This is a genomic window from Niastella caeni, from assembly GCF_004834005.1.
In the GTDB taxonomy this organism is placed as follows: Bacteria; Bacteroidota; Bacteroidia; order Chitinophagales; family Chitinophagaceae; genus Niastella; species Niastella caeni.
On sequence record NZ_STFF01000001.1, the window covers coordinates 884,520 to 904,662 of the forward strand.

Consider the following 20,143-nt stretch of genomic DNA (forward strand, 5'->3'; position numbering starts at 1 on the left):
CCCGTGTTTCAGTAATAAACCATAGTTGTTTATGCCAGAAAATGTTCTGCATTTAAATGAAGAGGACCATGCGCTTTTAATAGGGATCGACAACTATTTATTTTTGGACCCGCTAAAAGGAGCGCAGGACGATATTGCCAAATTTCAAAAGTGGCTCATCGATGAGAACGGGGGCGCTGTTCCGCCTAAGAACATTCATACGGTTCTTTCACCCGTTGAACAGGACGATGAAGATCCACAACCTGTTCAGGATAAAATAAACCAGAAGCTGAGGAAGATAGGCGTTATGAAAGGCCGGCGAATTGGCAGAAGGTTATACTTTTATTTTTCCGGGCATGGTTATGGCACCATCGATGATGTAGCCATGCTCATGGGCAACGCCTCCCCGTTTGAGCTTAAAAATAACATCGGGCTCAGGAATTACAGGAATTTCCTGCTGCAATGGGGATTTTTTGACGAGATCATATTCATACTGGATTGTTGCCGCGATCCTATTCGCCATGCCGAAACAGGAATACCTTCTTTTACGCTTCCTGAAAACATGATCCCCAACCCGCCTCCCAAAGTAACACATTATACCATACTTGCCTGCCCGTATGGGGAGAAGTCGTTTATGGTACCGCAGAAACCAGGCGATCCTGAAAAACGAGGCATACTCTCAACGGCCATTTTTGAAGGATTGATGAACCGGCAGGCCACAGATGCATCGGGTGATGTAACCATCAATTCGCTGATGGATTATTTGCATACCCGTGTTCCCCAACTGGCAGGCGACAACCGCATCAACCAGCAACCTGAGTTTGACGCCCTGCGGTTTCAACAGAATATCACGCTGCAAAAAGGCCCGCTCATGAATCAGACGATTGCCATTTTTCTTCCGGCAACTGTCAATAAGCTGGCCATTACCAACAAGGATGCTGTTGAGATAGCGGAATACAATTTCACCAATAATGCCTGGGACTTCAGGTATCTTACTGCAGAAGCCGACAAGCAGAAATATGTACTCAGGATCGATGAAACAGCGGCCCCGCCTGCAGAGGGCAATGGTACTATCATCAGGCTTAAATTAATTCAGAACTGTTGGTACGACCTGGAATGTTCTGACGGGAAAACAGAGATACTTGATTTAAGAAAAATTCCTTCAAACGACATTAACCATGTTTTCAGATTCAAACAGTAGCCAGGAGCCGTTGAAGCAAGGCATTCTTAAAATAAGTGTGCCCCATTGGCTTACACAGGTGAAGCTATACGATAACAATTATACGCTCATTAAATTTGTAAATGAATTCACAGAGAATCACCAAACGGGCTGTTATGAAGGGCAGGTAGAATTAAATGCGGGCATTTTCGAAATTGAAGTGTCGCTGGCCAATAAAGTAGACCGGACACTTGTAAAAATAAAAGCCGGGCATACCACTATATTTGAAGCGCCGAAAACAATGAGCGGGCATTCTGATGCGGTTGAAAGCAATACAGGTAAAACGGCTGACAAAAATGTTTTGTGGAATTTGTATAAAAGCGAATCGGCCGGGGATGCCAATTTATGTGTTCATGTTTTGGTTCCGGGAAACAGGTTGAAGGAAGCTTCGCCACCTGTTGACTCCATCTTCAACCTGCACCGAATAGCGGATATCACCCGCTCCTGTTCACCATCATCTTATATTCCTGCAATTGATTTCCATTCAGACCTGCGCGTATCGGCAGAACAGGGAGAAATATTTTTGAATAAAGACCTGCAGCCGGGGTATTATATTATTGAATGGTCGCTTTCAGAAAAAGAAAAATGCCATCAACTTTTGTATGTACACCGGGGATGGACAACCCGGGTATTTATTACCACGCATTCACCGGTTACGAATTCATTCTACATGTGCATAGCAGCGATGGATGCCGTTTTCAACAGGGATAATGAAGAAGAAATAGTTGCACAAGCCATACTGGCCTCTTTCAACCAGGAATCAGGGCGCAGTCTTTTCAGGAAAGACCAGATGAAATTCTTATTATCCCGCGAATGCCAGAATCCCTGGCTGGGTGTATTGGCGGCGTATGCGTTGGCGCCGGACCTGTGGAAAAAGACCGGCACCACTGAAGAGGATCTGCAAAACCAGGCATTGTTTACAGATGTACTTGCTTTTTTGCAACAAATGTTACCCGATCATCCGGATGTACAGGCGTTAGGATTGACCTGGGACATTCCGGCTGCAGGGCCATTTTATTGTCCGCCCCTGCTGTACAAAGGGCTGCAGCGCGTGAATAAACATGCCGAATTATTTGAATCCACTTTTCCTTCCGGTTGTTTAACCGATATTCTTCTACGATCGGCTTTACTAAACTCCCCCTGGGTAAACTGGCGGGAGCTGTCGACTGTTGGTACCGCCGCCTTACAAAGCAATGAGGCCATGGCTGATGATTTTGGTTTTGAAAAAATAGCAGTACCTGTATCAACCATCGATCTGAAAGGGATTATTACGCCTAAAGCGCCGGTATTTAATTTATCGAAGAAACAGTTGTCTTCCGCTGCTATTGTTAAAACAGACATTGCTTCTCCCCTGTCGTGCTCTTTCTCCACGTTGAAAGAAGCCTCCCTGATCAATACCATGCAGGGAATTACGAAGAACAATTATTACCATGGGATGCCTGATACGTTGACCACCAATTCAATTGATTCACTCTTCAACTCGCTGGAAAAAGGGAACACGACCAATATTGTAAATGCCACCAACCTGCCCATCTCGCGGGTGAATGCCGGCATTTCAAGTATCATGGAGAAAAAAAAGCAATTGACCGGGCAGATGGGTCAGATACAATTCAACACTGATGAACAGTTGATAATAAGGTATGCGTTGCAAAACCAGGAAATGGTTGAAAACAACATGGAGGATGATGAAGATTCTGAAAACAATATAGAAGAATGTTTTTCGAGGATAAAGACGGAAGCCAACCGGATAGCAAAGGGTACCGTTGAAAAAAGTTCCTACTATCTCGAAAACAGCCGGGCTATTGCCCATGACCTAATGCGAATAGCAACGGAGATCTTAAAACGGGCCGACTTTATCATCACTACCAATGCTGAAGGCAAGATCATTTATGGCAATGGGGCTTTTATTCATTTGTTATCGGAAGATGAGACAAGCGCAAAATCCCAACGAAACGAACGGCTGTTGGCCTGGGAGGATGCTTTACAAACTATTCCATTAGGTAAAAGCCAATTGCATACCCCTTTCAGAAATAATCTATTTGACATTTGGGAAGTGAAACGTTCGGAAGTAAACGAAAAAGACCAGCCGGGCATCAATTGTTTTATAACTGTGTTGCGAGGCCAGGATGCCCCAAGCCTTACCCCCGATCAATTACAAAAAATAACAGATATAGTAAGTACGCTTGAGTTATTTGCGCCACTTTTTGCTTCGTACCCCGAAGAGGAGTATACGAAAGAGCTGAAAACGATTGTAGAGGGGTTTGAGGAGGTGTTGGGGTGAAGGGGGCTTTGGCTCACGTTTTTCTGTATTAGATCTTGTCTAATTTATTTTTTCTGCCACAAAAAATTACAATCAATTTAAAATCAATCAAATACAGTTCAGGAAGAAAGGCAGAAAGCCCTTCCTATTTTGTAAATATGGTGCTCTGCGACTGGCCGGTTTTGGTATCAATAAGCTTTACTACAAAAGCACCTTTAGGCAGCATGCTAACGTTCAGCTTTACTTGTGCACCAGCATCGTTTAATTGTTGTTTTTGAAGCACTGCACCAGACATATTTACGAGTAACAGTTCCTTATTAAAAAAATTATTACCCGGCAATTTCAGGTAGATATAATCCTGTGCCGGATTCGGCGAAACGGTGAGTGGGCCCTTCTGTTCACGGTTCTCAACACTAACCAGGCCGGTTGAAGCCGTGGATACGCGGGCGGGTGTAAGGCTGGAATTGCTCTCAGAAATACCCGCATCAGGAACACCGCTGAAAGGTACGGCCTTACCCCAGAAGTCTTTTTCGATGCCGGTCCATTGACCCCAGTTAACGGCAGCAGCAGTTGGCCGCAGATCGTAGTTCCAGGTAAGCGGATCGTATGAGTAACTATTCGCAAACACTTCCAGGTCGTTGGGAAGTTTTTGTTCCGAATAATCCAGATCATATCCGAGGCTGCCACCATTCAGATGAAAGATGTTGCTTTGATGGATCAACTGCGGACCATTGAATGGTTTAAAATTAGGATCTGTGATATTGGAAGAAGTGTTGATCCAGAAGATATTGTTCTTCATTGTAAGCACATTCGCCACCCATGGAGTAGACATAATGCCAATAAGATTGTGAACATCAGGCAGGCGCGGTGTTTTCGTTTCAACAACATTGTTGTTGATGAATTGGAGGTTACGAACATCCAGGGCAAAAAAGCTGGAGGAGTTGATCCAGAATACATGCCCGTTGTTTACGAGCAGGTTATAGCCAACGAGGTTATTGAGCGCATGACCACCCCAGTCGCTCCCAAATTCCATAAAGCCGATGTTATCGCTGGCGGTATTGTACAATATCTTGTTATTGGAAACCGAGCCGAACATTTCAATAGCTCCACCGTCGAGGTTATAATCGTAGCTATTGGCCCAGCAGTCGTGAATTTGATTATGGGTGATGGTATTGTTGGAACCGCCTACCACGATGCCAATGGCGCCGAAGTCGTCCCACATTTGGTAAGAGGTGTTAATGATCATGCGCAAATTGCGGATATCGCAGTTAGTGACGGTATTGTCGCTACCGCCGTCGATACTAATGCCGCAACCGATGCGCGAGAAGGAGCAATTTTTGATCACATTATGCGAACCGCCATCGCCGGGACCTTTATAGACATATACGCCATAGCCAACATTAGCAGGCGTGTAACGATCGTAATCGCGGATGGTATAGTCGCTCATTTCAAAACCATCGACAACGACGTAATTACATTGATTCAGCCGGATAAAGGTGCGGTTATAGACCAATGGATCGGTAAAGTTCCAGGGACCGTATTTAAAGATGGGGGCGGCGCCCTCACCATATGGCATGAACGTAATGGGCGCGCCTTCTCTGCCACTACTATTGATAGACAAGGTACCCCAGTATTGTTGACCACGGCGGAGGTAAACGTTATCGCCCGGTTGAAAATAATTTATCGACCAGGGAATGTCGTTAATGTCGTGCCAGGGGTCATTGTAAGTTCCCAGGTTTCTACCACCCGATGATGGGTCAACGTAGTAGTCAGTCGCATAAGTAAACAATGATGTTGCTACAAGCAGTGTAACAAGGAAACAGGCAATTGAGACTTTCATAGTTTTTCAAAAAGTAGTGAGGCCGAAGAGACCCGCAAAACCATGCCAGTCAGCTGTTTGGGCGGTTACGAAATACGGAAATACGGGGAAGTACTTAGAGGGGGTAACTAATCAGATTATTTCAAACGACAAAAGCGACGTGGTGGCTTTTTTGTCGTTTCATTTACTAACATTTCTCTATCTTTCAAAAATGACTTATGTTTAAAGGTTACATTATAATAAGTCACTTATTCGATAGACACTAGAAAAATAAATAATCGTAAATAATTTATCAGTGCCCCAAAATATCAGAGAATTCCATAGATTTCTAGAAATAGGACAAGCTATACCAGCTCAACGACTCATATTAGGTTCTTTTTCTGTAGCACATTTGACAAATTATGAAACCGGAATAAATCCTTTAAAAAAGAACCATTCAGGACTTGACTTTTTCTATGGGAGTAATAAAAATCAATTTTGGAGATGGTATCAAAAATATTTAGATGTAACAATAGAACCTGCGAATAAAGACAGCATTCTTACAAGTTTAGAAAAAAACCAAATTGCAATTAGCGATTTGATCTCGTCTTGCGAACGAAAAGAATACTCGGCTCTAGATTCTTCTTTATCAAAAATCACATGGAATCTTCCAGGAATAATTCCTTTGTTAAACACGGGCCAAATCAATACCGTATTGTGTACATCGAAATGGGTTATGCAGAATCTAGAAAAAATATTTCTTAAAACGCTAACCTATAAATATAATCCAAATAAATCTTTTCAAATTCAAAAAGATAACTTCCCCTTCATAAAAAAAGACTTATTCCCTCAAAAACCATTAATAACTATATATGAGGGCACTAAAAGTAGTATATGTTTAATTGCACTTCCAACGCCAGGGGGAGGAACATATAGGAGATTAGACAGCTATGGTTATAATTCTAATTTAAATAATTCTTCCGATGAATTTATTGACTTATATCTTAAGGCTTCATTTAAACTCTTTATGACAGGGCAGCACTCATAAAATATTTTATTGAAAATAAATAAGAATAAAATCAAAAATAAACTGAGACTGACCCTACCATTTTTACTAACCCTTGCTTTGTAGGTACACCCCTGTAAGTTCTCACTGCAAGCTCTCAGGAAATCGTCTATAACTCGGTTCTGGAGATCAGTAAGCACCAGAAGCCCAAAACTGAAGCCTATACTTTCCTCAAATATTCCCCCAACAGATCATTTATCCCTCTTGGTTGGCTCCAATGATGCAATGTCCACCATAGTTCATTAGCCGGCTTTCATGCCTGACTTTGTAGTGAATAGAATCCAAGATATCCAGGCTCTAACGACCGGTTATGCCAATCCTGTATCAACAGTAGTATTTTGTCTATTACCCTGGCTGGCTGGAGAAGCTCTTGCGATCACGTGGAGGTTCAATATCCACATGACCTACAAGCGTCTTTTCCCGCTTCTTACCTTTTCCATTCTTTCTGTGAGGTTTGCCTTCAGCCCAATAGGGGCTTCCAACTCGCCATCGAAGGCTTTTTCAAGGAACTCTTCTTAAAAACGGAGTAAATACACTAACGCGACCCAAGAGGGTCTTGCGCTTTTTAAGGGTTCTACGGCATCCTTCTTGAATGCTCAAAATCGAATTGTTTCTTTTCCTTTTTTATGTCAGTTTTAAAATTACTTAACTTTTAACTAATACAGTTTTGAAAAGCTCTCGGTTTTTCTTCCCTAATAAAACACTTAATTATTCCAAAATGGCATATTCATTTACTGTTTTTATATTGCATTTTGGAATATTCATTTTTTATGTCTCCTAAAAAGTATGAACAATATCACAAATTTATTACGGAAAGGTTAGTTAAAGCTAGAGAAGAGGCAGAACTAACCCAAAAGGCAGTGGCTGAGACATTGATTATCAGTCAAAGTGAACTATCTAAGATTGAGAATGGCCAACGTCAAATTGACTTCATTATGCTTATTGCTTTATCTGAATTATATAATAAGAATGTGTCATTCTTTATCCCACCTAAATTATAACTATGAGTGTTCTTCGGTTCCCCAATCCTGGTTCTGATATTAGTAAAATGATATTTACATACATAGCCATTTTTAAAGAACTTGAAACTAAAAGAAATTTTACTCATGACGATGCAAGGGATGCAATGATAAAATATGGCCTTGTGTCATCCTCTGGTGCGATAGGGCAGGAAGCAGTGAGGCGCTCAGTTAGAGATGATCGTTCGAGAGATTCATTATATAATCAACATAAAATGTATTCAGAATTTTATCGGATGTTAGGTTGGTACAAACCAGGAACAATGAATACCAATTTTAATTTTACTGAGCTTTCGTCTTATATAGCTAAGGCTGAACAGGATTACTCAAAGCGAATATTTGAAGAATGTTTGCTTTCCATTGTTTTTCCTAATCCTTTAGTTGAAAACAAAAAAGGTAATATTATAAGACCTTTTCCTTTCATTCTAAGATTAGCATCTAATTTAGAGGGAGTAATTTTTCGCGATGAATTAATTGTAGCTGTATTGGCTTTACAAAATGATACATTGGTAGATATTTTTGAAAAAACCGTAACGTATATTAAAGACCTAAGAAAGAACAAAAGGAAGTTATCTGCTGAACTAAAGAAATTGTCGCAAAATACAGGAATACAAACAAATACCTTACAAAATTATACCAGAATTCCTTTAGGTAGCTTAAAATACACAGGATGGTTCAATAGAAAAACAATAAGAGGAATTTATTCCGCTGCAATGACAGGTTTTGAATTGACAAAAAATGGTCAAGAAAAGACGAAGCTTTTAACAATGTTAAAAGATATTCGTCATGAAGAAATTGAAAATTTTGATATAAATGAACGAGGTAGTTTCACATTATTATCATCCTTTGTATTCATGGAAAGATGTGGCTATGACATAACAAATTTTGAACCTATTATTATTGACTTAACCCAAAAAAGCAATAACCTTCTAAATCATTTGGGGATCAGACATCATTCAAGTATATTTTATTCTCCTTACCAACAAGCAACTGAAGAAGAATTAAACTTTGCAAAAGAATTAGATTCAAAATATGAATAATGCGAATATTTGAACCAAAAATTCCTTATACAAAATTGACTCCTCAAAATTTCTTTGAGAGATATGCAGGTGCAATTGAAATAAACAACGACAACAAGCCTAATATTTTTCAGGTTATAATGGAGGCAATAAGAATACAAGACCAGAAGCAATTTTATCCTTTAATTGAAGAATTATTTGGCTATTTAGGATTTAATTGTAAAGCTACACGTGCTGGCGATACTAACAACAGATCAGATGCATACATAATTGACGATGAACATTCAATTCCAATTGAAATTAAATCACCTACCGAAGTGCTATATATTAATAATAAATCGATTCGTCAAGCAATAGAAAATAAAACAATATTGTTGTCAAGAAAATTTTACAACACGAACTATACTACAACCTCTTTGGCAGTAGGCTTTAGTTATCCCGCTGATCGTAGTGGCGTATATGATCTTGTAGAGGATGTATACAAAGCTTATGGATATAACATTGGATTTATAAGCATAAATGATATTTTAGAGGTAGTTTGGGATGTACTTATAAAAGGAAGAGAATTTAATAAAGAAAGAATTATTTTTTTAAAAGGGGAATTTAAATGCGAAAACTAAAAGCTAAATCAAATAAATCTTTTGGGGTCTTAAAAGATAAATCTATCCACCCGATTAAGGCTACTTATAATTTATTTAGCACTAATACAATCGAATTTTCTGATGGTACTATAGAGCAAGCAACTTGTTTAAATTGCTTAAATACACCTTGCATGAATTATGATCAAGCTGAATTGATTATTTCTCTGCTTCCTGAAATGCCCAATAACAACACTTCAAAGGTATGCCCAACAGATGCTATAGGTTTCGATGAGAATATTTTTCCTACGATTAATGCTACCGCTTGCATTGGTTGTGGCCTTTGTATCCAAAGATGTCCTTATGGTGCAATTGAATGGCAAGAATATAAAGCTTATATTTCTAAATCTTTCTCTAACATGTATTCATGGGTCAATGACCTATCAATGGAAGAATATCAAATTCGTCATAAAAAATATATTGACATTCAAAATAAGCCTGCTTTAATAAATCTACCTAAGGAATTCATTACAAAGCTATATAACGATACAATAAACTACTGCAAAAAAATAAACGGCTTCGATAATCTATTCGTTCGAAATCTTTTTATTAATCTTGGATTAAGAAATAAAATTAGAGCGATTGGAAACAATTACATTCGATTTGATTTACTAGCAGAATTTGATAATAGCATTATTGTAGGTGAAATAGGACTTAATAACACAGATATCTTAGAAGAGCCAAGGGCAATTCTTGATGATATTGCCATTCTGTTCTCTCGATATAACATTCCTAAAGAAACCATAATACCCATAATTATAACTTTAGCCTTCCCAAACAAACGATCTGATGTATATGAAGTTATTACGGATATAAACAATGTACTTTCAATTCAAATAAGAACAATCCCCTTTCATCTTCTAGTCATGATGAATTTATTTCATTTAAGGTTAGAACCAACACAATTCTTTAAACTATTTAACATTGACAAAAACAACTTAAGCTCTATAAATGACTCTTTGAAAATTATTCCAGAGTTAAAGACAATTGATCCTTATTTAAATCATTCTTTTTACCAGGCGACGAAATAACTTGTAGGGTGGATAAATATTGATTAATCCTTTCTTTAGCTATTTTGACGTAGTTCTCATTCATTTCAAATCCTACATAATTTCGATCATTTATCACTGTACTCAAACACTCACTCCCTGATCCTGCAAATGGTATAAGAATTAAATCCCCTTTATTTGAAAAGTGCCTTACGATTCTATCACATATTGCCAACGGTTTTTGAGTAGGATGATCTACTTTTTCATTTTCAAACCTTTTGCCTGCTAAGACGGGAATGTTCCATACATCTCCGGCTTGTTTACCTTCAGGATGAGGCTGCCATACTTTCCCATTTTTAGTTATTTTATTTTTTAACCTTTCTGTACTTTTATATGGCTCCCTTATTGTGTGGTAAGTAAAATCATTCGTTTTGGAAAACCATAACAAAGGTTCGTAATGTGCAGCCAGTGTATTTTTATAATTGGCAAATCCGTTTTCATAGAACCAAATAATCTGACGACGATAGATTAATTTCAGTTCATAAAGATAAACTTGTATATAACATTGATAATGGTGAATTCCATATATGAAAATAGAACCAGTAGGTTTAAGCTTCCTCACCGCTACAGAAATCCATTCTTTTGACCACTCTAACCAATCTTCCACTCTTTTCCATTTATCACTGTCATTACCAAAATCTTTTTTAAGATTGTATGGAGGATCGGCAATTATTAAATCTACGCTTTCATCATCTAATTTCTGCATCAAATCAATGCAGTCACCATGATAAATATTGTTCAACTCCATTACTTAATCTTTTGAAATATTAACACATTTTGATGATGCATATTAGGCACAAAAGTGAATGGATAACCGTATGGATAAATACTTTTGTGCCTTTGATATAAAATTCTAATGCCTTTCAATTTATAAAATCCATTTTTAGTAATTGCGTTAGCTAAATCGGCGTGGTAGATGTAGTAATCCTCCTTTTTTCTAAAATCTGACACAATAACTGCTAAATACTTTTTGGATTTCATTTTCCTTGCACAACTATTAAAAAACCTAGAAAGCACTTCAATAAAATGCTCATAAGTATCAATATTAGCTAAGTCTAATTCATCTTCACTGTATTTAATATCCAATTTATTGCTAATTCTAGTCTGCTTAACTTTATGATCTACTGTTTCTAATATATTCCAATATGGTGGACTTGTTATAATAAAATCAAAAAAATCATCTTCAAACTTCTCAATTTCTTCTATGCTATTCCCATGAATTACCTTCTGCTTTGATTTATATTGCAACTCATTTGGAACTTCCGTTTTAATCCTTTCTATGGATAAATTGTAATACTTTTCATTTAATTCAATTCCATATCCTTCTCTCTCTTCAAATGCACATGCCTTAAGTGTTGATGCCACACCATTAAAAGGATCTAAAACCTTATCGCCCTTCTTTGTAAAAAACCTCATAAGTTTAGCAACATCTTGAAAAGAGAAAGGTGCTGGATGTTGTTTCTCTATTTGAGCATCTTTACTATTAGCTCCTAGACCTTTCTGACTAAATACAGTAACTGTCTCAGTAAGCCATTCCTTAGATGTAAGTTCATTAAGTTTATTACTTAACTCATAAGTTGTGTTGTCCTTAATTAAGTACAACGCTGTTGCTTTATCAAGATTACCAGCACTATTGAACAAAGCAACATCTCCATTTAATCCTTTAAATTTGTCTGGGATTTGAAATGGTCCCTTACCTGCCATTAATAGTTCAAGCTTCTTTTTAGCTAGTTTATTAGTAGATTCATCTTCCACAGGGACGTAATCTCTCCTGTTCTTCTTATAGAGATAAAATTTTTTCATTAAATACTATACGATAAAATAATATCAACAAATGTAAGTAAGAATATTCCAATTAGGAATTTTTATTATTCTATTTATTAACACAAATCTAAAACCCTTAAATCTAACATATTAGCAACCATCAACTGTAGATTAATAATATAGGAGTCCTTAATCAATATAGGTTTAATCCTAATAATTTACATAATGTATTGGATCGCTAGGATTCAATCAAATTCTTAAAGCTTCTATTTGGGGTTGTATATACAATTCTCCAACTTCTATCCTGAGTATGATCTGGCTCAAGAGGGATATTATTTTGCTTAGGTAAATCTACGCTAAACACAAGCCGTTCTCTATAGAAAAGCTTAATATGAATAGAGTAATATTTAACCGATGATGATCATCTTCAATCCTCTAAACAATTTTGATGGCCTTTACTAACTTTAGAGTTCTGATTTTTGCTCAAGAAAATTGTATAATCATTTCAATATTATTATTTACAAATAAAATCAGTATAATTACTATATCCCGGAACTATGCTATCCTAACTCTTATATCTTATCATTTCCAAATTATTTGTACTATTTGTGCTAGTAATTTATGTCGCTCTTCTAATTCCGCTGGACCAAAAAAATCCATTGCTCGAATTTGTAATCCATGTCTATTCATTAAAGCCTGCAAATCAATATTAGAATGATAAGTGTCTTTATGTAATGTCGCATTCCAATATAAGCTTTGAGCATATGTCTTTAATTTCTCTCCATAAGACTCATTTCCACTAGATTGATTAGAATTGCCCCGAAGTAGCAATAATCCACCAAGCCGGTTTCTTTCCCTTTCAAATACTTCTTCATCATTATTAAAAGCTTGAAGGTTTTCCAAATTATGAGCCAATATATGCTCAACATGGTATCCGTTTACATATCCATTATTTCTAACAAGGTTATCAAAGTTCTGTTGCATTTCGCTATTAGCTTCTTTAGCAATAAAATACTCTATTCGTGAAAAAAAATATCTGCTAAAGCGGGTGGGCAAGTCTGAATAGCCAACATCCTTAAAATAATTATAGTTAAACGCTTCTGAAATTGGAACATCTTTTATCTCGGAAAGTGCTTTTAAAAGGTGCCTTTCAAAAACTCCTGCAATATCTGACGCATTAATTTCTTTAATTTCAATGCTAATAGTATAAACCAAATCTGCTATAATGTTGTTTACATATGCCTTTTGAAGATGCAGAATTGTAAATATTCTATCATATTGATAAGAAATAATTTTTATCTTTTCATCTTCTTCCAGGTCATTTATCTTACAGGCGCTCAATATCAATACAAAGTGGCCAGTCAAATCGTTAAGTTGATTAAAATAAAGGTTTTTATATTCACTATTAAAAGATGAACGCAGTTCCCTTATTCGACTATAAAGTTTTGTAAAGTATATAAATTCGTTTTGAAGAAATTGCTTGGTTCTTCCTGCATTTCTATTAAGTTTAAAATATTCTTCTACTTCACCAATAAATAGAATTCGATGATAATTTTTTGAAGTATACTTTTCTGCAACACCTCTTGTACTTGCAATTTTAGATCGAATAAAAGTTTCAAAAAAATTATCTATTTCATCATTTTCTCCACCACTGTTTGCAACACCCACCAAGTTAACTTGGTTCTCCCAGAGCTTGTTCAAATTCAGTAATTCTAATTCTTGTTTATCAACTTGCCCAAGTAATTTTCCTTTTAGGATTTCATGGGGCTTTAATCTCACTCCTCTGTCGTTAATAACTTCAAACACCATCGGAACATCTGTTTGCATAACCTCCAACTTCACTATTTCCACATTTCTTAACAGATAGTATATAAAAGTATCGAATTGATGGATTGTTTTAAGTTCATTTTCTAACCATATTTTAATAAACTTAGAATTCTCAACCATGTTTTTTGCCGTAATACCAGATTTAATTGGTATTTCGGCTACAGGAAGTCCGACAAGTAAGCCCTCTAAAGCTGATAAATGATTTTGGTGCTGTAGCCAAAAGTTTTTTCTTGCCCCCGAAGTTCCATGGATTCTATCTTTGATCCAATCCGTAAGTTCACTATTTAACTTCCCCCCTAAATGATAAAGCTGTATGAGTATAAGTGTTATTGTTGTAAAACGCTGTTGTCCGTCTACTAAAAAAACCTTATTATTTATAGTGTTAGTAACATATGTGTTTAAAAAATAATAGCCGATTCGGCTGCCAGCAAGTTCCGACGCTAATGATGAATCAATCTTACCATAGTCTTGATTAAACTTATAAAATATATCATCTAGCAGCCTCTCAACAGGTTCTCTATTCCATTTATATTGTCTTTGATAAAAGTCGATATAATAAGTAGTAGATGAAAAAACTTGTTCAATATTTTGGGGAACTGGAGCAATAGCCATAGTATGTTATACAATTATCTGTTAGAAATTTATACTTAATGAGATTACATCCAGCTAATCATAATTTAACTGTCATTTTCTTTTTTACTTTGTCTTAAAATTTACTGAATCAAAAAACTCACTCAAAGTAATCCCCCTCACCATGCAAAACTTATTAATCGAATAAATAGTCGCCCCTCTCCCAGTCTCCAATCTATGCAACGTCTGCTTATCAATACCAAGCTCCAGGGCAAACTCGGTTTGACTTTTACCTGAGCTTTCCCGTAATTCTTTGATCCGTTGCGCAATCTTGTCTCGTAACTCGATATCGATCTTATCTAAGCTGCCTGCCATCTTACAATGTGCCAAGATTTTCGAAAAAAATAGTCAGCCAATTGGCTGACTATTCAAATTAATTACCTAGTTTTAGGATAGTTAAATATTAAAAGCGGCTAAGCTTACGAGTCTCGCCCGACGAACCTGACAATTTCACGAGCGCGGGAGTAAGTAAAGTGCCCAATACCTATATTTATGCTATAGGGTTGGGCCTACTTATACTTCTTTGTGCTCAAACACCGAAAGGTGTGGGCTTTGTCAGGGCCCGTCGGACAAAGAGCAGGTAGGTTCCAATCCTTTACTTTTTGGCCCGTTTTCATCCGTATTCCGGAACCATCTCTCAGAGGCTCATCAACCAATTTTCTAACCTCAATTGCTTACTTTATGAATGAGCCATTAAACACTTCCTCACAAGCGAAAACCTTTATTGGTAAAAGCTACAACCAGATTCCAAATTTAACGAACACTCCCATCCGCCTCACCCAACAAGAAATCACCAACCCCGCCTCCATCCTCGACGACTTCTTCCAATCCTACCACCTCAATGACATCCGCCAAATCATGTGGCAATGGCTGACGGAAGTACTTTCCAACCCCAGGGATTCTGCCAATGACCCGCATGAGCGTAACAATCACATACTCTTTTATGAAAAAATAGAATCCCTGGTGGAAGCTGCCTGGGTAATGAGGCGGGGAAATAATCAGGAACCAAAACCGGTAAGTAAAGCGCAGGTAAAACAAATACGTACACCCGACGCGAAGGAAAATAAAACCGCACAGCCTGTCCGCTTTTCCAAACCGTCCCGATTGATCGAAAAAGCCACAACTCAACCAATTGAGGTAATAACCGAAGTGTTCGACCAGGCCACCCTTAGTGACCTTACCGATTACCTGTTGCCCAACTGGTTACGGGTTGCGTTGGTCAATACACAAAGTCCGTACTCGAATGGGAATGGGCGGGAGATGCTGTATGAATTCTATGAACAGTTAATTCCGTTTGTGGAGGGGTTGAATCTCCTGGCGGAAGACGAGCAACCGGCCGATCCATCACCTGTTGTTACCGGATTTTTCCAGCAATGCCCCATCGATTACATCCGGCGTGAACTGGCCGATTTCCTGGAAGCCGGTATTGGTCATGATGGCTCCTTTCCAAACGGCTTCTCGCCCTGGCAGGCATGGATGACGTATAATCATGTACTTTGTCTTGTGGAAGCAGCTTATCAGTTATACCTCAATCACCAAATTCAGTCAGTTACAAATGTGCGTTGTCTCCAAATGCAGGAATTAGAAGAAGTGGGTTAATCAATTGTCTGGAAATCCTAAAACTTCGTCTCAGTTATCCTCTGTTACTGATCTCTCAGACTTTTTTCAGATAAGCAAAGGCTCATTTCCTGTCATAAATGATCCGGCGCCATTGACAAAAATGTATTTCCGGTAGCGAAGGTTTATTTCCCATCAGAAAAAGCCCATTTCCATTGGCGAAGCATTTTCGCGGATGAGCGAAGGTTAATTTCCCGACGGAAAAAGTTCATTGCCATACGGAAAAAACATTTTTTTCGCGGTGAAGACATAATTTCCGCAAGGAATTATCCATTTCCCACTGGAAATTATCCGATTCCCACGGAAAATATAAAATTCCCACAGGCAATCATCCAATTCCCACTGGCATGATAAAATTTACATTGGCAAAGATGTTTTTCCCGTTGGAAAAACAAAATTTCCAGCTGGAAATGAACCGTTTCCCACTGGAAATTTTGTCTATCACGCTGACTTTAAAACGTAGTTTAAGCAAGACCTGGCATAATGAAGCTCTCTGAAAAATCCGGATAGCTGGATCATCCGGATCTTCCAGAGAGGTCAATTATCGATATATTGAACAATTGAAGCCCGTCACCTTCTGACGTCTAAGAAAGTGATCAAGCTTTTTCAGTATAAAACAGGAGAAAAGGCGGTAGATTTTCCACCTTCGGCGAAGCATATGCTTCGCAACTTCTTTTACATCTCTCTTAGAATCCTTTTAGGCTTGTTCGCAAAATTGCGAAGAACCTGCGAACACTTTGCGAAGAAGGGTAAGCGCTGCCTTTGCTCAGTCCCGGAGAAGGTCAGCAGCATTCTAAGAGGGATCAACATGTCAATGAGCTATTAGCGTTTTGGAACGCTTTTATCAACCAGTGGCTTGACCGCTTCAAACCGGACTGAAAAGAGTTTGTTTCCATACAATACAAACTCACCTACTATACATCAAAAATCCTGCCTTTCAACCCGCAATTGAATTGATAATGATCAAGTTCGCTTAACCAAAACTGCGATAAAACCATGACTTTTTGGAAGTGTTAGAACTGATAGAATAAATTACAAATTGCCGCACGCATGTACCGTTAAACAGTACCTTAAGCGTTCAGGTGAAAGCATAGCATCTGCTTTAGCGTTATAGAAACGATTTTAGCTTATCGCCAGCACCAACGCGCAAGAACGTGGCGTTGAGCAAACCTCGCCGCTCCTATATCGATATAGGAAAACATTTTCAATCTGCTTGCAGCGCGCACATCCGAACCAGCTTCGTTCTTACTTCGTTTTCAGGCTACCCTTTTTCCGGCGTTTTACTACCAAACACTACTCTTTTACTACCCCTTCTCCTTAGGCAAGGGGCAGTAAAAAGGTAGTTTTTCCCTATGAAAGGGGTAGTGTTTGGGTAGTAATCAGGTAGCGTTGGAACGGACGAAGAACGAAAAAGGAATGAAGGAATCCCTCATCAGGGTGCCTACATGAATTGATGCCGGGTTGTGCTGGAGTGCTCTAACAGTGGTCAGGGAGTGGTCTGACAGTTGTCTGAGAGTGGTCATAGAGCAGTACAGTTCCCTGAGAATACCTGTAGGGTGTGCAGGCAATACCCAGGCCATTAAGCTACCAGCCTGGTACAACTCCGGTACCATTATGCTACTGAAGGAAGCCTTACCGGCTTACGAATAACCCGGACTGTAGCCGTATTGCCTATGCATGGCCTGTGCATGGCCTACGTATTGCCTACGTATTGCCTGGAAATGGCCTTACGCGCCAGGGTACCAGTAAGGTCTCCAGGCAATTCCGGTACAATACCCAGGCCATCATCCTACCATGTTGCTACCATGACGGTACAGTTTGTGTGTCGTTTACGCCCTACAAGGCGCCTATCACTTCATAACTCATTGATCCTTTCAACATCGGAGTAAGTACGGCTGTTATACGGCTAGTGTATGGCTGATCATGGCTTAATCTATACTGAGTGTGTAGTGAGTGTATGGCGAGTCTATACTGATCCTATATTGAGTCTGTGCTGAGTCAGTACGGCATCCATGCTTCACCTGTGCTTCAGCCTGATTTGATGATGCGCCCTTTTCGAATTGTTCCCAAAAAGAGAATTCTTGCACTCAGGCTTCGGTGAAGGTTCGGTTAAGCTTCGGTTACGCTTCGGTTGTCCCGGGTTGGGAAATCTGGCACAAGATCGCGCTCAATCCCCCACCTCCACCACCTTCCCCCGGCTAAAACTCCCATGCTCATGCCTCGCCACATACCCCAACTGATTCGTCAGCATAGTGGTGTTTCCAATTTTAAATTCCGGTGTATTGCTATGGTGATGGCCGTAGATCCAGTAATCTGCCCCTGAATCATTAATGAGATCGTGCAACTCAGTTACAAAAGCGCCGTTGAGCGGACTGATCCTGAATTTTCCTGGATAATTTTGTAAGGTTGGGACATGATGCGTGACCACAATTTTTTTCTCCGCACTCACCTCCTTAATCGCTTTTTTTAAAAAAACGATCGCCTGGTTATGCAGCTGGTTGAACTGACGGGTATTAAATGTCTTATTAAACCAATTTATTGAATAGAAATCGGATATGCTCCGCTGTATGTTCAGCGCATTAACGACACCTATTTTACTCCACAATGTGCTGCAAATAAAACTCACTCCCTTGTGGTCAATCACCTGGTTGTTTACCAGCCATACATTATTGCGTAATTTCTCCAATAACGGATCAGCTACCGTGACAGCATCCCATCCATAATATTCATGATTCCCAGGCACCCAATACACCATTTCAAAATTTCCAGCAATAAAATCAATGAAATCAGTTTGTGTTTTATGCAATTTAAAAGGCAAGATATCACCTGCCAGCACCAAAACCTCTCCCACCGGTTCCAGCAGGTGGCGCTTTATGTACTTTTCATTATCGGGCATTTCCAGGTGCAGATCGGAACAGTATTGAATTTTCATAGCAGGAATATAGGGAGTATTCCGGAAATTCCGGTTAACTGAAGCCCGATCACCTTCCTGACGTCGGGAAGGAGATCCCCCACCAACCATTTTCGTGACGTCACGAAAATGGTTCCCACAGATTCGTTTATTCTTTCTATTTGGCTCTAACCTTCAAATCCTTAAAATACCCGATCGTTCCAATATCTACCCACAGGGCTATTGCGCCGCGGGTCATGCTGCCTTTCATTTTATTCACAATAAACGATGGATGCTTTTGATCATTTATATAAAGTCTTGCCTTCTCCCCTTCTATTTCTATCCGGAAAGTGATCCATTCATTTAACCCTATATCAACATAGGTTTCGTATAATCCCGCCGACTCGCGCCTTAACCGGTCGAACTTGTAATGCGGATACGAATAATACTGCACCGTATGGTTGCGCATGAACTGGTCCTCTGCTCTCCCATTCTTTGGCCTTAAGTAAATGGATTCATATGCGGTATCCTTTTCACTTATCCAAAAGGCCAACCCGATAAATCCTCTTGCTGCTTCAAATGGCGATGGGTCCTGGATCCTGCTTAACATTTTCACTTCTATAGTACCGTTTTCCAACACCACATTCTTTAATTTAACATACGTGGGTTCATCTACTGTGGCAGCCAGTTTCTTCTCATCAAATGGCAATACCTTCAGATCCCGCTCCACTTTCAACACTTCTTCTCCATTTACTTTCATAACCGAAGCGGTAACATTCTTTAACTCAAACTCCTGCTTTTTCCAGGTTATTGTTTGCGCCCACGTCGTCAACGCACAAAGGGTTGACAATACAACTAAATTCAATGCCTTTATCATGGTAATGCGTTTTAGATTAATACTGCAAATATCCCACCCGGAATCCTCACGCTACAATGATATTGTTTAAGAATTAGTCTTGTCGTGGTTTAAGGTTCTACCTCAATCACCGCCTTCGCATTAAATTTTCTATTTTCACCATGATGCACATAGCCCAACTGTCATTGATGGAATATAGTGAGTCTTCCGGAAATTTCGGATTGTTAAGTTGTTCGAAATTTCGAATAACTGATATCTGGCTTAACTCCAGTTGTCAAGGATTTCTTTACAACTCACCTTACGACAAATGCAGATAACGACCATTATTCCTGGCGTCAGTAAAATGGTAATTTGAAAACCATTTTGTTGAAATCAACAAAATGGTCACAATTCCGACATTCGATTTTTAAATATAAGCCTACAGGCTTATAATGCACAATTATAAGTCTATAGGCTTATAATCGTGTTATTAAACTACGCAATCGTATAACCACAAAAAAACCAGCTCCGCT

The 20,143-nt window shown here is 38.7% G+C and carries 15 protein-coding genes; 8 read left to right on the forward strand and 7 right to left on the reverse strand.

What is annotated here, in order from left to right; translation table 11 throughout:
* Positions 1-31: 31 nt before the first annotated feature.
* Together FAM09_RS03405 and FAM09_RS03410 are read left to right on the forward strand one after the other, a co-directional pair.
* Positions 32-1,180: a caspase family protein gene (locus FAM09_RS03405; RefSeq protein ID WP_136575663.1), complete on the forward strand. Its 1,149-nt coding sequence runs from the start codon at positions 32-34 to the stop codon at positions 1,178-1,180.
* Positions 1,158-3,479, forward strand: a complete 2,322-nt coding sequence (locus FAM09_RS03410; protein ID WP_136575664.1) for a hypothetical protein — start codon at positions 1,158-1,160, stop codon at positions 3,477-3,479. Before FAM09_RS03405 ends, FAM09_RS03410 begins: the two co-directional genes overlap by 23 nt.
* Positions 3,480-3,603: 124 nt before the next feature.
* On the opposite strand, the gene FAM09_RS03415 is transcribed toward FAM09_RS03410, so the two are convergent.
* Entirely contained in the window at positions 3,604-5,298 is a 1,695-nt protein-coding gene (locus FAM09_RS03415) for a right-handed parallel beta-helix repeat-containing protein (RefSeq protein WP_136575665.1), read from the reverse strand.
* Positions 5,299-5,572: 274 nt separating this feature from the next.
* On the opposite strand from FAM09_RS03415, the gene FAM09_RS03420 reads away from it, so the two are divergent.
* The 5 genes from FAM09_RS03420 to FAM09_RS03440 all read left to right on the forward strand — a co-directional run bounded on the left by FAM09_RS03420 (position 5,573) and on the right by FAM09_RS03440 (position 10,029).
* Positions 5,573-6,304 (forward strand): uracil-DNA glycosylase family protein, encoded by a 732-nt coding sequence (locus FAM09_RS03420; protein WP_136575666.1) that lies wholly within the window; start codon positions 5,573-5,575, stop codon positions 6,302-6,304.
* A 788-nt stretch (positions 6,305-7,092) separates the two neighbouring features.
* The gene (locus FAM09_RS03425; RefSeq protein WP_136575667.1) at positions 7,093-7,323 is read left to right on the forward strand and encodes a helix-turn-helix domain-containing protein; all 231 of its coding nucleotides are present in this window, start codon (positions 7,093-7,095) and stop codon (positions 7,321-7,323) included.
* A gap of 2 nt (positions 7,324-7,325) precedes the next feature.
* Positions 7,326-8,381, forward strand: a complete 1,056-nt coding sequence (locus tag FAM09_RS03430; protein ID WP_136575668.1) for a hypothetical protein — start codon at positions 7,326-7,328, stop codon at positions 8,379-8,381.
* Positions 8,381-8,980, forward strand: coding sequence for a hypothetical protein (locus FAM09_RS03435; RefSeq protein ID WP_136575669.1), 600 nt, complete (start codon positions 8,381-8,383; stop codon positions 8,978-8,980). Before FAM09_RS03430 ends, FAM09_RS03435 begins: the two co-directional genes overlap by 1 nt.
* A complete protein-coding gene (locus tag FAM09_RS03440) occupies positions 8,968-10,029 on the forward strand; it encodes a 4Fe-4S binding protein (RefSeq protein WP_136575670.1) in 1,062 nt (353 codons plus the stop codon). Before FAM09_RS03435 ends, FAM09_RS03440 begins: the two co-directional genes overlap by 13 nt.
* Here the strand turns inward: FAM09_RS03440 and FAM09_RS03445 are convergent.
* From FAM09_RS03445 to FAM09_RS03460, 4 genes are all read right to left on the reverse strand, one after another.
* Positions 9,965-10,795 carry a DNA-methyltransferase gene (locus FAM09_RS03445; protein ID WP_136575671.1) on the reverse strand — a complete coding sequence of 277 codons (831 nt, stop codon included), beginning with the start codon at positions 10,793-10,795 and terminating at the stop codon, positions 9,965-9,967. The genes FAM09_RS03440 and FAM09_RS03445 overlap by 65 nt on opposite strands.
* The gene (locus FAM09_RS03450) at positions 10,795-11,850 is read right to left on the reverse strand and encodes a DNA methyltransferase (protein ID WP_136575672.1); all 1,056 of its coding nucleotides are present in this window, start codon (positions 11,848-11,850) and stop codon (positions 10,795-10,797) included. Before FAM09_RS03450 ends, FAM09_RS03445 begins: the two co-directional genes overlap by 1 nt.
* Positions 11,851-12,393: 543 nt before the next feature.
* Positions 12,394-14,250, reverse strand: a complete 1,857-nt coding sequence (locus FAM09_RS03455) for a DUF262 domain-containing protein (RefSeq protein ID WP_136575673.1) — start codon at positions 14,248-14,250, stop codon at positions 12,394-12,396.
* An 84-nt stretch (positions 14,251-14,334) separates the two neighbouring features.
* Positions 14,335-14,583 (reverse strand): helix-turn-helix domain-containing protein, encoded by a 249-nt coding sequence (locus FAM09_RS03460; protein WP_136575674.1) that lies wholly within the window; start codon positions 14,581-14,583, stop codon positions 14,335-14,337.
* 366 nt (positions 14,584-14,949) lie between these two features.
* On the opposite strand from FAM09_RS03460, the gene FAM09_RS03465 reads away from it, so the two are divergent.
* Positions 14,950-15,867, forward strand: coding sequence for a hypothetical protein (locus tag FAM09_RS03465; protein WP_136575675.1), 918 nt, complete (start codon positions 14,950-14,952; stop codon positions 15,865-15,867).
* A 2,185-nt stretch (positions 15,868-18,052) separates the two neighbouring features.
* On the opposite strand, the gene FAM09_RS03470 is transcribed toward FAM09_RS03465, so the two are convergent.
* Together FAM09_RS03470 and FAM09_RS03475 are read right to left on the reverse strand one after the other, a co-directional pair.
* Entirely contained in the window at positions 18,053-18,817 is a 765-nt protein-coding gene (locus tag FAM09_RS03470; protein WP_136575676.1) for a metallophosphoesterase, read from the reverse strand.
* Between the two features lie 136 nt (positions 18,818-18,953).
* Positions 18,954-19,652, reverse strand: coding sequence for a LamG domain-containing protein (locus FAM09_RS03475; protein ID WP_136575677.1), 699 nt, complete (start codon positions 19,650-19,652; stop codon positions 18,954-18,956).
* Positions 19,653-20,143 lie beyond the last annotated feature (491 nt).